This is a genomic window from Rhodomicrobium lacus (assembly GCF_003992725.1).
Taxonomy (GTDB): Bacteria; Pseudomonadota; Alphaproteobacteria; order Rhizobiales; family Rhodomicrobiaceae; genus Rhodomicrobium; species Rhodomicrobium lacus.
This window is the reverse complement of the sequence record NZ_RZNF01000004.1, coordinates 91,116-104,340: the sequence shown is the minus strand read 5'-3', so window position 1 is coordinate 104,340 and position 13,225 is coordinate 91,116. Positions and strand designations below refer to the sequence as shown.

The following is a 13,225-nucleotide window of genomic DNA, read 5'->3' as shown; positions in this document are numbered from 1 at the left end:
GATGGCGCGAATCCCGTCCGAAAGTGAGGCAAAACAAAGGCGATCACGCGCCTAACCGGAAGCGCCGGCGGCGTGAACCGACAGGTCGCGGATGGTTGGACGGAGCCCGGTCAGCGGATTATTCGCGTCCCACTTCAACGCGATGGTTTGGAATCTGCACGCGAGCGCGTCATAGATGAGGAGCCTGCCCACAAGCGTGCCTTCGAGGCCGAGGATCACCTTCGCCACCTCCACGGCCTGCAAGGTGCCGATCACGCCCGCCACGGGGCCAAGCACGCCCGCTTCCTCGCAATTCGGTATTTCGCCCGGTGCAGGCGGCTCGGGGAAGAGGTCGCGATAGCTCGGGCGCGGCGTCCCCCTCTCGTCCGTCTCGAAGGCGCGGAAGGTCGAGAGATACCCTTCCATTTGGCCGAGTGCGGCGAAGACGAGCGGCTTTCGCGCGAAATAACAGGCGTCGTTCACCAGATAGCGCGTCGCGAAATTGTCCGAGCCATCCGCCACGATGTCGTAACGCGAGACAACCGAAAGCGCGTTTTCAGAGGTGAGGCGAAACGGCATAGCCTCGACCTCGACATGCGGGTTGAGCGAACGCAAAAGCGATGCGGCGCGCTCTACCTTGGGCTTGCCGACGTCCTCGGTGCGATAGGCGACCTGCCGTTGAAGATTGTCGAGCGAAACGCGGTCGTCATCGATGATGCCGAGCGTGCCGACGCCCGCCGCCGCGAGGTACATCAGGAGCGGTGAGCCGAGACCGCCCGCTCCCACGACCAGCACGCGCGCCGCCTTGAGGCGTTGCTGACCTTGGCCACCGATATCCTTGACAAGCAGGTGGCGCTTGTAGCGATCGATTTCTTCGCTTGAGAGCGTGGTCATGATCCTTGTCCGGTGGAAGCCCCTATCGACTGGTCCGATGCCGACATTCGCATCCGTTTGCGGCACGCTTGCGAGCACATGTCGGGATCAACAGGACCACCGGCAACACCACGATTCCGGGTCGCCGATTCGTAACTTCGCAGCCATATCCGGACTGACGCAAGCTTGACGGAGCCGAGAAAATTGTCGCCGCTTGTCGTCACGGGTTGTCAGGGCGCGGCTCGAACGCGTTTCTCTGGCGGTAAAGCCAGGGCGAGAAGGCCGAGCGCTTCTTCAGGTTCGGCATGAACTTGATGTTACCCCGGCCGCCTCGATGCGCGCTCAACCTTGGGTTGCTGGGTCGCGGTCCCACGTAAATGGGGCGTCCACTTTTGCAGATCATACTGCCAAGCCATACCGTCAACCAGGATCGAAAGCCATGAGAGCGTCAATCTTGTTTTGCGTTGCTGCTTCGATGTTTGTCGCCGCCAAGGCCCAATCGTTCCCAGCGTTCGATGCCCCCCCGGCCGCCGCGCCCACCCAGACGATCCGCGTGTCGGACACCGGGCGTCATCATGGACGCGGCGACCTGTTCTCGAACTGGTGCGCCTATAACTGCTATCGCGTCAGCCCATGCGCGCAAGGCGGCTGCTTCGGCAGATATCATTACAGCCAGTATCCGTACGATGAGGATCTGCCGTTCCGCTATCGTTGGGATTCAGACGCGAGCGTTCAGGACAACATTCTCGCGCGCTTCAACACCGGCTATCTGCGCGCTTTCGAGCGTCAGTATTGAGGAAAACGGACTTTGTCAGTCGCCGGATCGGCGGGCTGGCGTCGGCGAAGAGGCGCTCGACCGTTTCCTTGCGGCGCTTGTTGACGCTCTGTCGCAGGCTCGTGAGGCGGTGGCTGTCGGTTTTTTCGCGCGCCTCGGCCAGCGCAATAAACCGGATCGCGGATGAAAGTCGCCCGCCGCTTCGATCTTCCTCAGAAGGTGGTCCTTCGAGACCAGCCTCTCGATGCTTACCATGCCGGACACGGTCTGTTGGGGGAATCGGTTTCTTCGGCATGGCCCCCTGAATCAAAAAGCTCCCGCCGAGGCGGGAGCTTAGTCAGCAGCGTGAAGGCGGCCGATGGCGGCCCTCTTCAATTCGGCATCAATCGCAATAATTCGTTGCGTAATTCGTGCAATAGGCCGGGCCGTAACCGTCGTTGATGCAGCTCCAGTAGCAGCTGTCATAGGCGCTGTAGGCGCCATACCCGATCAGGGGCGCGCCGTACCAGTACCAGCGCCCGTTGCGCCAATACCGGCGACGGTGATGCCAATTTCCCGCGTGAGGCGGATGCTTGCCGCCCGCAAACGGTGGTTTCCCGCCATAATACCGCTTCCCGAGAGGGGGGCGGAATCCGGGGTAAGGCTTGTTGTGCGGTATGCCGGAGAAATTGGGCTGTCTGTGAGGCTTGAAAGAGCCGGGATATCCGCTTGGCGGCCTATGTGACGGCGCGATCCTGAACGCGGGCGGTTGACCGCCCGGACGAAAACCGCCGAAATGGCCGCCGCGAAACCCGCCGCCACCGCCGAAGCCTCCTTTGCCTCCTCCATGTCCGTGATGTCCACTGATCAAGGTGAACGTGCTCGCTCCGTTTTTCGCGATCGCTGCTGGTGCTCCCCCTTCGATGGGGGAGGCAACCGCGCCGCCCGCGCACAGACCAACTGCAGCGAACGCCGCGATAACAGTTCTTCTCAAGGTCATTTCAGTCCCTCTTCCGTCCCGGAGATGCCCCGCGCCCCAGACATCGGGCAATAAGCGCGACGTCAGACGCACGAACGGCATGGCCGTCAGGCTTATCTGAACGATAGAGTATAATCGCCGATGGCAGAGCTTATAAAGAATTTCGTCAAAAATTGTAACTCGCCGCAATTGCAGGGCGCTCGCAAAAAAAGGCTGCCGGTGCGGCAGCCTTTCCTTCAGATTTGTTGGATCACGGTCGAGGGGAGTTCTTCGCAAGCCGCCGAAGAACAAGGGTGTCCAAAATCAGTAACAGAAGTCGGACGAATAGGTCGAGCAATAGGCCGGGCCGTAACCCGCCGCGAGGCAGTTGTTGTAGCAACTGCTGCCATAGCCGTAGACGCCGAGCCCGACCAGCGGCGCACCGTACCAATACCAACGGCCGCCCCGCCAATATCCGCCGCGTCTCCCGTAATTACGGCTATAGCGAGGACCGGGATCGGCCCAACGCGGACCGCCACCGATGGTGCCCTTCGATCCGAAGCGGGGAGGGGCGCCGTAACGCGGCCCCGCAAATCCGGGGTTGCGGGCCGCCGGTCCCGGTCCTCCATATCGCGGGCCAGCGATACCCGGTCCGCCGAACCGCGGTCCGCCGCCCGGTCCGCCTCCGCGAAACGCGGGGCCTCCGCCGAAGCCCCCGCCTCCGCCGCGGAAGCCGCCGCCTGCCATGCCGGGGCCTCCGCCGAAGCCGCCCCCGCCACCACCGCGGAAGCCTCCGCCTGCCATGCCAGGGCCTCCGCCGAAGCCGCCGCCTCTGACGAGGGTAGCCGCGTCCGCAACGCCAACGGGTGGTGTCGTGACCGAGGCGCCCAAGCTTGGCGCAGACCCTGATGCCGCAGGCGCGGCCAATGCTGCCAAACCGAAAACGACACCGGTGATAATCGATCCTCTGATACGCATGACGAACCCGCTCCTCTTGTTGCCGCATGGACGACTGCCGGGCGAAACCACGGAGCATCGGTCCGTTCCCGTTTTGCTCGCGCGGAGCCCTTCCGGGCAGCGGGAAATATCTTGAGTTCGACTCCCCTCAAGTAAGCTTATGGGGGAAGCTAATGTCACAATCGTCGTTTAGATGCGGTAATTATCGTGCGGCATTTCTCGCAATTGTTGGAATGTGATGCTATCGGCGAAGCAAGGTGAGAAAAATTATATATTAAACAGGCTATCGCGAATGAAATATCCGGCTTAATGGAACCGTTATTCGCTAAGTCATAGGATGATGTGCAGCCTAGATGCTGCGTGTGCGTGTAATACCGTAGAGGATAAGATGAAAAAACTCGTCATTGCTATCGCCGCCCTTTCGGCCGCGACCCTCGCTTCGAGCGGTGCCTCTGCACTTCCGCTTGCCACCACTGGCGTCGACGCCTCCGCTTCAAGCGCCATCGTGAAGGTTGGCTGCTACAAGAAGCGCGTTGTCACGACTACCAGCTGCTGCACGACGACCACGACGTACGTCAGGGTCGTTAACCCCTGTGGGTGCGGCTGTGGCTGTGGGGGCAACGGCGGACTGTTCGGCGCCGGCTTCCTGTTCTTCTAGAACCCGTTCCGATCTGATTGAGTCGCCATCGATCGGAAAAACGGTCTCTTCTTGAAGTTCAGAGGCGGATTGACCGATCAGGTGAAGTTGTAATCCGCCATTATCGATGCAGATAGCCGGGATCTTCCCGGCTATTTTCGCACAGGCTCGCGTCAAACCACCGCATTCGGAGCCGCAAAGCCGAGCATCTTTGCAGGCTTTGACGCCATTTGGCCGCAATTGCGGCGCTCGTGCGCAAAAAAGTGATTGGCAAGCCGTAACGCCCCCCTTATCTTATAGTCCGAGTGAGCATAAGGTCGAGTCGAGTGATCGGCTTGGGCGAGAAACCTGAGGGGGTTATTTTTTGCCTGTCCTCCTTATGCTCAAACGGAGCATTACTCCCGGCGACGGGACGTGGGGTGGAGGACTTTCGGCATGGTATTTCTCGATAGCGGCGTGGAGCCGTTCCGTCGGCATAGGAGCGCGGACCCGGTTTGCGCGCTCGACGCGGACGTCGACATCGAACCCGCGCGCCATCATTTCGACGCCGCCTTCGTCCGCGAAGCGATCCGCGAACTGAAGCCTGTCTATGCCAAGGTGGAACGCGTGATCCCGGCCTTCGAATGGGTCGCGCATGCGCCCTACATCAAGGCGATCCGCGACCTGAAGCGCGCTAAGAACGCCGTCGTTCTCGCTCACAACTACATGACGCCGGAAATCTTCCATGGCGTGGGCGATATCCTCGGCGACAGCCTCCAGCTTGCGAAGGAAGCCGCGAAAACCGACGCTGACATCATCGTTCAGTGCGGCGTGCACTTCATGGCCGAAACATCGAAGCTGATGTGCCCGGAAAAGAAGGTGCTTATTCCCGATCCGAAGGCGGGCTGCTCGCTTGCGTCGTCGATCACGCCGGAGGATGTTCGCGCGCTTCGCGCTGCCTATCCGGGCGTGCCGGTCGTCACCTATGTCAACACGAGCGCGGCAGTGAAGGCCGAGTGCGATATCTGCTGCACCTCGGCGAACGCCGTGAAGGTGGTGGAAAGCCTCGGCGCCCCGCGCGTGCTCCTGATTCCCGATCAATACCTCGCTCGCTACGTCGCAACGCAGACGAAGGTCGAGATCATCTCTTGGAAGGGCGCGTGTGAGGTGCACGAGCGCTTCACGGGCGCGGAGCTTCGCGGGTATCGCGAGGCGGAACCGGGCGTGAAGATCATCGCGCACCCGGAATGCCCGCCAGACGTCATCGCGGAGGCCGACTATACAGGCTCGACCGCCGGCATGATCAAATGGGTGACGGACCGCCAGCCGAAGCGCGTCGTGCTCGTCACCGAATGCTCGATGGCTGACAACGTCGCCTATGCCGCGCCGAAGACCGAATTTACCCGGCCGTGCAATCTGTGCCCGCACATGAAGCGCATTTCGCTGCCGAAGATTCTCGACAGCCTGCTGCACGAGAAGGTAGAGGTGACCGTCGATCCGGCAGTTGCGGACCGTGCGAGAGCGGCGGTCGAACGCATGGTGAAGCTGCCGCTTTAGTCGGAGCGCCGACGGTCCCTGCCGTTGGCGCCCTCGGCAACCTCGTCGGTGAGGATGCGCCGACTTGTCAGGTGGGGAGCATCCCGAAATGAACCATACTCGCGCGAATGATCTGCTGCCTTTCCGGCGGCGGACGGGGCCTGATCGTGTTCTTGTTGTCGGAGGCGGCCTCGCAGGACTGTTCACGGCGCTCCGGCTTGCGCCGCTTCCCGTGACGGTGCTGACTCCAAAGCCGCTTGGCGAGGGTTCGTCCTCGGTCTGGGCGCAGGGCGGCATCGCCGCGGCCATCGGCGCGGGCGACCATGCGGACGCACACGCCGCCGATACCATCGCGGCAGGGGCGGGTCTGACCGATCCCGAGGTGGCGCGTGTCGTCACGAGCGAAGCGGGCGATCGCATCCGCGACCTTCTCTCCTATGGCGTTCCCTTCGACCGCGAGCTTGACGGCAAGCTCCGCCTTTCGCAGGAAGCCGCCCACAGCGCGCGCCGCATCGTGCGCGTCGATGGCGACCGCGCCGGCAAGGCGGTGATGGCCGCGCTGATGGCGACAGTTGCCAAGACGCCGTCGATTTCGGTGCTCGAAAATGTCGAAGCGGTGGAACTCGTCAAGCGTGACGGCCGCATCGTCGGGCTTTACGCCACACGAAGCGGCGGCCACGGACGCGCCTCGTTTCTCGCCGGCCGCGCGGTCGTGCTCGCAACCGGCGGCATCGGCCACCTTTTCCGTGTCACCACCAACCCGGCGGAAGCGCGTGGCGGCGGCCTTGCCATGGCGGCGCGGGCGGGTGCCATCATCGCCGATCCCGAATTCGTGCAGTTTCACCCGACCGCGTTCGACGTGAGCCGCGATCCCGCGCCGCTTGCGTCAGAGGCGATTCGCGGCGATGGCGGCCGTCTCGTTAACCGCGACGGCGAGCGTTTCATGCCGGCCATCGATCCGCGCGGCGAGCTTGCGCCCCGCGATGTGGTGGCGCGCGGCGTACATCGCGAAATCGCCGCCGGACGCGGCGCTTTCCTCGATGTGCGTGCGCTCGACCTCGCTCACAATTTCCCGACCGCCTACGACGTGTGCACGGAAGCTGGCATCGACCCCGCGAAACAGCCGATCCCCATCGCGCCCGCAGCGCATTATCACATGGGCGGTGTCTCAACCGACATGCGTGGCCGCACGTCGCTCACCGGGCTGTGGGCTTGCGGAGAGGTTGCTTGTACCGGGCTTCACGGCGCGAACAGGCTCGCGTCGAATTCGCTCCTCGAAGCGGTGGTGTTTGCCGCCCGCGTCGCTGAAGATATCGCTGCGGATGCGCCGCACTGGCCTGCCATGGGCGAGATCGAAGCGCCAGAAACCATCGCCGTTCCGGTCGTCGCGCCCGCCGAGGAAGCACGCCTTCTGAAGCGCCTTCGCGAGGCGATGGCCGCGCATGTCGGCGTCGAACGCACCGCTGAAACGCTGAAGACGGCGCTCTCGTCGCTGGTGGACATCTCACGCATTCCCGCATCGCCGGCGCTTGCGAACATGACGGCCGCGGCGATCCTGATAGCCGCAGCCGCGCATGAGCGCAGGGAAAGCCGCGGTGCGCATTGCCGGCTCGACTTTCCTTCCGCGAAAGAGAAAGGCCGCCACACCTTCATGACGCTTTCCGACGCGGTGGGAATTGCCGCGCGCGTGACGGGCAAGACGCCTTTCGATGCCGTGGATGCAAGCGGAGTCCGCGTCAGGGCCGCGGATCTGGCCGGGTAGGCGATTTTGCGTGGCGAAGGTTTCGATTCGCCAGCGGCGACGGGTTCAAGGCTCAAGAGCCCGCGTCCGAAGATATCGCAGGGGAACGCGCGATGGCTTCGCCCGCCTCACCCGAAGACTATTGACCTTTCAGCGAACCGCGCTCTAATGAGCCTGCGGTCCCCGTAGCTCAGCAGGATAGAGCACCAGATTCCTAATCTGGGGGTCACAGGTTCGAATCCTGTCGGGGACGCCAGTGATTCCTCCTCATCGCCCGCTGCGTAAAGTCCCGCGAGTTTGCGCCGCAACAACGTTCCGACTTTTGAACCCTTCTAGGTTGGCGTCAGCGAGGGCCTTAACGCCCCGATCCGACAGCGCCAAGGAGGGCACACATGTTCTGCTATCAATGCGAACAAACGAACCGGGGGACCGGCTGCGTCACGCGAGGCGTTTGCGGCAAGTCACCGGAGGTCGCCGACCTGCAGGACGCGCTTATGCTTGCCGCGCGGCGTCTTGCGAGCCGCTACGCCGAAACGCCGGCGGAGGCGCGCCCGACAAGTCTTGCGCCGCTCCTCGAAGATGCGCTGTTCGTCACGGTCACAAACGTCAATTTCGATCCGGACGTGATCGAAGGGCGCGTCCGCGCGCTGCTGGCCGCGTCGGGTGCGTTCGCGGGCCTGCCGCCGCACGCATCCAGGGCCGATATCCTCGAATGGTCGGCACCTTCGAGCATTACGGCGCGCAAGGCCGCTCTTGGCGAGGACGTCACCGGCCTTCAGGAGCTTCTTGCCTATGGTCTCAAGGGCATGGCGGCTTACGCGCATCACGCTCGCCAGATGGGATTGTCCGATCCGGCGGTCGATGCGTTCGTCGTGAAGACGCTCGCGGCCATCGACGACGGGCTCGCGGACATCGACGCGCTGCTCGCGCTGAACCTCGAATGCGGCGCTGTGACGGTTAACGCGCTTGCCTTGCTCGACCGGGCGCATTGCTCCACTTTCGGCGTCCCGACGCCGACGGCTGTGCGCATGGGCCACATCCCCGGCAAGGCGATCCTTGTTTCCGGGCACGACATGGTGGACCTGAAAGCGCTGCTCGATCAAACGGCGGGCACCGGCATCAACGTCTACACCCATGGCGAGATGCTGCCCGCCCATGGTTATCCCGAGCTCAGGAAACACGAGCATCTCGCCGGGCATTTCGGCGGGGCGTGGATGAAGCAGGTGCGCGAATTTCCGGAGTTTCCAGGCGCCATCCTCATGACGACCAACTGCCTGATGCCACCGGCGGAGGACTATCGCGGCCGTCTTTTCACCCGCGATGTGGTGGGCTGGCCCGGTATCGCCCACGTCTTTGGACGCGACTTCTCGGCCGTGATCGAGGCTGCTCTTGCCGCGCCGGGTTTCACCGACACCCGTGAGGAACGCGGGCATACCGTTGGCTTCGGCCATGACGCGGTGCTCGGTGTCGCGGACAAGGTCGTCGCCGCTGTGAAGGCGGGGCAGATCGGCCATTTTGCGGTTATCGGCGGTTGCGATGGCTCCGAAGGCGAGCGCAGCTATTACACCGATCTCGCCGCCGAACTTCCCGACGACACCGTGATCCTGACGCTGGGCTGCGGAAAATATCGTCTGCTTGGCCACGATTACGGCACGGTCGCCGGCCTGCCGCGCCTGCTCGACATGGGCCAATGCAATGACAGCTATTCGGCGGTGAAGGTAGCCCTCGCGCTTGCCGACGCATTCGAATGCGGCGTTAACGACTTGCCGCTTTCGATCACGCTCTCATGGTTCGAGCAGAAGGCGGTGTGCGTCCTGCTGGCGCTTTTCCACCTCGGCATAAGGAACGTCCGCATCGGGCCCAAGCTGCCCGCTTTCGTGACGCCAAAGGTGCTCGACATATTGGTGCGCAGCTTCAATCTGATGCCGATCGGGGAGCCTTCGTCCGATATTTCAGCCATGCGCGAAGCTGCTTGAGAGAAGGGAACACGCGGCTTCATGCCTTATTGAGGACGCACCAAGGGTGGTTGTCGGTGGGAGCCGACAACCAAATCCCTCGCCTGCCTTCGGTGAACGTACGCGGACGGCGCCCGGCGCAATAAGTTCGCGAAGTTCGACGAAATCGGAATAAGTTCCTCGAATAATCCCGATCTCCAGAATTTACCGCCCTATCTCTTGCGAGATGCGCGCGAGTATTAGAATTTCGTTGCCGAAAGATGACAAGTTCTGTAAGCGTTATATGGATTAACTCGGGCGGAGCCTTGCGCATGTCTTACGCATTGCCATGGAGGGAAGTGAGCGGCTTTGCCGGCTTCGCCCTCTTTCTGCCCGCCGTTGCCGGAGCAGCAGACCCGTGTAGTGGGGCGGTAGCGTAAGCGCTGCCGCCGGGCCTCGTGGAAGGGGCCATTCCCCGCACAATTTTCTCTGCCGTCAACGGAGCATGGAACCATGTCTACGGACTCCCACGCGCCTCGCGGGTCGCTCAAGCGCGATCACCTGTCCTTTCTCGATGTCGTCGCTCAGGCCATCGGCATCATTGCGCCATCCGGCACACCGGCCTTCGTGTTTCTCGGCGTCTTCGCGACCGCTGGCAACGCGCTCTGGCTCGGCTATCTTTTCGCAACGCTCGCGTTGCTGCTTCTGTCGTTCAACATCACTGCGTTTTCCCGCCGCTCGGCATCGCCCGGCGCTCTCTACACCTTTGCGGGGCAGGGCCTTGGCGCCTTCTGGGGCAGCATCACCGGTTGGGCTCTCGTCATCGCCTATCTCTTTACTGCGGGCGCGGTCGTTGCGGGCGGGGTGAATTACGCCCTTGTGGTGCTGCACTCCGTTTTCGGCCCCTTCGCAGATCGCATCGCATCGGTTGCAATCGCCGCCGTTCTGGTCGCGATTGCTTTCTACGTGGCATGGCGAAGCATCAAGCTGTCCACGCGTCTCACGCTCACGCTCGAAGCCGTCACGGTCATAGCCATCCTCGCGATCTCGATCCTCTGGCTCGTCCGCGCGCCGAATCCCGTCGATACCGCTCAGCTTCGCCTCGATGGCGTGACGGCGGACCAGGTGCGGCTCGGCCTTGTGCTCGCCTTTTTCAGCTTCGTGGGCTTCGAGGGCGCAACTGTGCTCGGCCATGAGGCAAAGAACCCGCTGCGCGTCATTCCGCGCGCGGTGATCGTTACGGTCCTCTCCGTCGGCCTCTTCTTCGTCTTCACGGGCTACGTGCTCGTGGCCTCGTTCCAGGGCGCCGCAACCGGGCTCGACAAGGTCGACGCGCCGCTGTCCGTTCTTGCAACGACCGTTGGGCTCGAACCGCTCGGCCTCCTGATCGCGGCGGGCGTGGCGGCAAGCTTCTTTGCGTCGGCGCTTGGCAGCATCAACGCGGGCGCGCGCATCATCTACTCGCTCTCGCGTCACGGCATCATCTTCAACCGCGCGGGAGACGCCCATGAAACGCACGCGACGCCGCATGTGGCCGTGGCGATCTCGGCGGCCATCGCCGCGCTGCTTGCCCTGCCGCTGATCGCTGCGGGTATCGGGCTGCTCGACGTGTTTGCGTATCTCGGTACGATCGCGACGCTGGGCTTCCTCACCACTTACATTCTCGTCGCCATCGCAGCGCCGGTGTTCCTGTGGTCGCGCGGTGAACTCCGCTTCCATCATGTGTTGGTTTCGGTGCTGTCGATCCTGCTCCTGACATTGCCGGTCCTCGGCGTGCTTTATCCGGTGCCGGACTACCCGCTCAACATCCTGCCCTATGTCTTCCTCGGACTTCTGCTGATCGGTGCGCTTCAGTTCATCGTTCTCAGGTGGCGCTCGCCCGCCGTGCTGGAGGTCATCCAGAAGGATCTAGCCGACGCTGCGGCTCCGGCGGCGGCCGCCGAATAGCCGCTGCATGTCCGAGAGCGCAAGAAAAAGGCCCGCGACAGCGGCCGCGTGGGTGGGGGCTGACCGCCTCCACCTTCTGCATCCCCAGCATCATCCGTCCGAACAGCAAAGCCCCATCATCTGGAGCAGAGGGGAAGGATCGACACTTTACGACACCGAGGGGCGGGCCTATCTCGACGGCCTCTCCGGCATGTGGAACGTCCATCTTGGTCATGGGCGCTGGGAACTCGTGGAAGCGGCTTCGCGCCAGCTTTCCACGCTCGCCTTTGCTACGGCCTATTCAGGTGCCACGCACGAACCGGCCATCCGGCTCGCCGAGCAGCTCAGGAAGATCGCGCCCACCGGCATCGAGGCGTTCTTCTTCACGACGAGCGGCAGCGAGGCGACGGACACCGCCATCCGCACCGTGCGCTGGTTCTGGCGGAAGGAGGGCAAGCCCGCGAAAACGAAGATCATCGCGCGCGAGTGGTCCTACCACGGCTCGACGATTGGCGCGGCGAGCGCCACCGGCGTGGAGGAATTCACGGCGGGTTTCGGCCCACGAGAACGGGGCTTTGTCCATATCCCTTCGCCCTATCCCTATCGCTTCGACGGCGACGGCGACGCGGCAGCGGATCTGCTCGAAGCTGCGATCCTTCGCGAAGGGCCGGAAACGGTTGCAGCCTTCATCGCGGAGCCGGTACAGGGCGGCGGGGGCGGCGTCATCGTGCCGCCGGACGGCTATTTCGAGCGCATCCGCGAAATCTGTTCCCGCCACGACGTGCTGTTCATCGCCGATGAGGTGATCACCGGCTTCGGCCGCACGGGCAAATGGTTCGCCCTCGAACACTGGGGCATCGCTCCCGACGTCGTGCAATTCGCCAAGGGCATAACCAGCGGATATGTGCCGCTCGGCGGCATCGGCATCAGCGCGCGCATCAAGGATGCGCTCGACACCGCGGAACCTGACCAGCGGTGGTGGCACGGCTTCACGGCTTCCGCGCATCCTGTGGCCTGCGCGGTCGCGCTTGAGACCTTGCGCATCATCGGCGAGGAGCGCCTCGTCGAGCGGGCGGCCGGGCAAGGGGGGGCTCTGCTCGGCCGTCTGCGCGAGGCTCTCGGCTGGCATCCGCATGTTGGCGAAGTGCGCGGCCTCGGCCTTCTCGCGGGCGTGGAACTGGTCGCGGACCGGCGCACGCGGGCGCGCTTCGCACCCGAATTCAATCTCGCATCGCGGCTGCGCGCCGAACTCCTGGCTCGCGGCCTTTACACACGCATCGTGAACGACACGATCTGCCTCGCGCCTCCTCTCACCATCACCGACACGGACCTGTCCCGGATCGCCGACATCGTCGTCGATGCGGTGGAGAAGGTCTGTCGACCCAAAAAGTCATAGGAAAAGGCCATGTCCCGCATCCCACCCGTCGACCTCGAAACCGCGCCGCCCGAGATCCAGCGGCGTCACGACGTTCTCGTCAAGACCCATGCACTCACCAACATGAAGGCGGTGCTCCTGCATTCGCCCGTCGCGCTCGACGCCGTGCTCGAATGGTACAAGCTGTTCGACCGCGTGAAACCGTTCCTCGGCGAGCGCGAGGCGGTGCTGTTCTGCTTTGCCATCTCGCGCGCGAATGCCTGCGAGCTTTGCACCACCTTCATGCGACGCGCGATCATCGGCTGGGGCGAAGACCCGGAGAACCTGAACCTCGCGCCCCGCGATCAGGCGATCTGGGATTTCGGCTGGCAGCTTGCGAAAGATCCGAACCGCATCGGCGACGCGCTTTATGCCCGCGTCGCGGCGCATTTTTCAAATGCCGAAATCGTGGACCTCACCGTGTTCGGCGCGCTGATGATCGTGAACAACGTCTTCAACAGCGCGCTTCGCATCGACGCTGACGCGAGCCTCGATCCCTACCGCATCGACCCCGAAACCTATTTCTCCTGAGAGGAC

The 13,225-nt window shown here is 63.3% G+C and carries 11 protein-coding genes and 1 tRNA gene; 9 read left to right on the top strand and 3 right to left on the bottom strand.

Going from position 1 to position 13,225, the window contains the following annotated elements; genetic code table 11:
• Window positions 1-51 precede the first annotated feature (51 nt).
• Entirely contained in the window at window positions 52-873 is an 822-nt protein-coding gene (locus EK416_RS06780) for a HesA/MoeB/ThiF family protein (RefSeq protein ID WP_127076753.1), read from the bottom strand.
• A gap of 418 nt (window positions 874-1,291) precedes the next feature.
• On the opposite strand from EK416_RS06780, the gene EK416_RS06775 reads away from it, so the two are divergent.
• The gene (locus EK416_RS06775) at window positions 1,292-1,648 is read left to right on the top strand and encodes a hypothetical protein (RefSeq protein ID WP_127076752.1); all 357 of its coding nucleotides are present in this window, start codon (window positions 1,292-1,294) and stop codon (window positions 1,646-1,648) included.
• 361 nt (window positions 1,649-2,009) lie between these two features.
• Here the strand turns inward: EK416_RS06775 and EK416_RS06770 are convergent, their stop codons facing one another.
• Together EK416_RS06770 and EK416_RS17685 are read right to left on the bottom strand one after the other, a co-directional pair.
• Window positions 2,010-2,876, bottom strand: a complete 867-nt coding sequence (locus EK416_RS06770) for a hypothetical protein (RefSeq protein ID WP_127076751.1) — start codon at window positions 2,874-2,876, stop codon at window positions 2,010-2,012.
• A 12-nt stretch (window positions 2,877-2,888) separates the two neighbouring features.
• Window positions 2,889-3,368, bottom strand: a complete 480-nt coding sequence (locus tag EK416_RS17685) for a hypothetical protein (RefSeq protein WP_164729896.1) — start codon at window positions 3,366-3,368, stop codon at window positions 2,889-2,891.
• A gap of 541 nt (window positions 3,369-3,909) precedes the next feature.
• On the opposite strand from EK416_RS17685, the gene EK416_RS06760 reads away from it, so the two are divergent.
• From EK416_RS06760 to EK416_RS06725, 8 genes are all read left to right on the top strand, one after another.
• Window positions 3,910-4,179, top strand: coding sequence for a hypothetical protein (locus EK416_RS06760; RefSeq protein ID WP_127076750.1), 270 nt, complete (start codon window positions 3,910-3,912; stop codon window positions 4,177-4,179).
• 414 nt (window positions 4,180-4,593) lie between these two features.
• Complete coding sequence (gene nadA, locus EK416_RS06755; protein WP_127076749.1) at window positions 4,594-5,694, top strand: quinolinate synthase NadA; 1,101 nt, start codon at window positions 4,594-4,596, stop codon at window positions 5,692-5,694.
• 88 nt (window positions 5,695-5,782) lie between these two features.
• Window positions 5,783-7,435 (top strand): L-aspartate oxidase, encoded by a 1,653-nt coding sequence (locus EK416_RS06750; RefSeq protein WP_127076748.1) that lies wholly within the window; start codon window positions 5,783-5,785, stop codon window positions 7,433-7,435.
• Window positions 7,436-7,593: 158 nt separating this feature from the next.
• Window positions 7,594-7,670 (top strand) — tRNA-Arg (locus EK416_RS06745).
• Window positions 7,671-7,806: 136 nt separating this feature from the next.
• Window positions 7,807-9,390 carry a hydroxylamine reductase gene (gene hcp / locus EK416_RS06740; RefSeq protein ID WP_127076747.1) on the top strand — a complete coding sequence of 528 codons (1,584 nt, stop codon included), beginning with the start codon at window positions 7,807-7,809 and terminating at the stop codon, window positions 9,388-9,390.
• Between the two features lie 471 nt (window positions 9,391-9,861).
• A complete protein-coding gene (locus EK416_RS06735) occupies window positions 9,862-11,295 on the top strand; it encodes an APC family permease (RefSeq protein ID WP_127076746.1) in 1,434 nt (477 codons plus the stop codon).
• A gap of 7 nt (window positions 11,296-11,302) precedes the next feature.
• Window positions 11,303-12,670: an aminotransferase family protein gene (locus tag EK416_RS06730; protein ID WP_127076745.1), complete on the top strand. Its 1,368-nt coding sequence runs from the start codon at window positions 11,303-11,305 to the stop codon at window positions 12,668-12,670.
• Between the two features lie 9 nt (window positions 12,671-12,679).
• A complete protein-coding gene (locus EK416_RS06725; RefSeq protein WP_127076744.1) occupies window positions 12,680-13,219 on the top strand; it encodes a carboxymuconolactone decarboxylase family protein in 540 nt (179 codons plus the stop codon).
• The last annotated feature ends 6 nt before the right edge of the window (window positions 13,220-13,225 follow it).

Excerpts from the sequence above, each read along its gene's own strand:
- EK416_RS06780 (WP_127076753.1), bottom strand. The coding sequence starts at position 873 with ATGACCACGCTCTCAAGCGAAGAAATCGATCGCTACAAGCGCCACCTG.
- EK416_RS06775 (WP_127076752.1), top strand. The coding sequence starts at position 1,292 with ATGAGAGCGTCAATCTTGTTTTGCGTTGCTGCTTCGATGTTTGTCGCC.
- EK416_RS17685 (WP_164729896.1), bottom strand. The coding sequence starts at position 3,368 with ATGGCAGGCGGAGGCTTCCGCGGTGGTGGCGGGGGCGGCTTCGGCGGA.
- EK416_RS06760 (WP_127076750.1), top strand. The coding sequence starts at position 3,910 with ATGAAAAAACTCGTCATTGCTATCGCCGCCCTTTCGGCCGCGACCCTC.
- nadA (WP_127076749.1), top strand. The coding sequence starts at position 4,594 with ATGGTATTTCTCGATAGCGGCGTGGAGCCGTTCCGTCGGCATAGGAGC.
- EK416_RS06750 (WP_127076748.1), top strand. The coding sequence starts at position 5,783 with ATGAACCATACTCGCGCGAATGATCTGCTGCCTTTCCGGCGGCGGACG.
- hcp (WP_127076747.1), top strand. The coding sequence starts at position 7,807 with ATGTTCTGCTATCAATGCGAACAAACGAACCGGGGGACCGGCTGCGTC.
- EK416_RS06735 (WP_127076746.1), top strand. The coding sequence starts at position 9,862 with ATGTCTACGGACTCCCACGCGCCTCGCGGGTCGCTCAAGCGCGATCAC.
- EK416_RS06730 (WP_127076745.1), top strand. The coding sequence starts at position 11,303 with ATGTCCGAGAGCGCAAGAAAAAGGCCCGCGACAGCGGCCGCGTGGGTG.
- EK416_RS06725 (WP_127076744.1), top strand. The coding sequence starts at position 12,680 with ATGTCCCGCATCCCACCCGTCGACCTCGAAACCGCGCCGCCCGAGATC.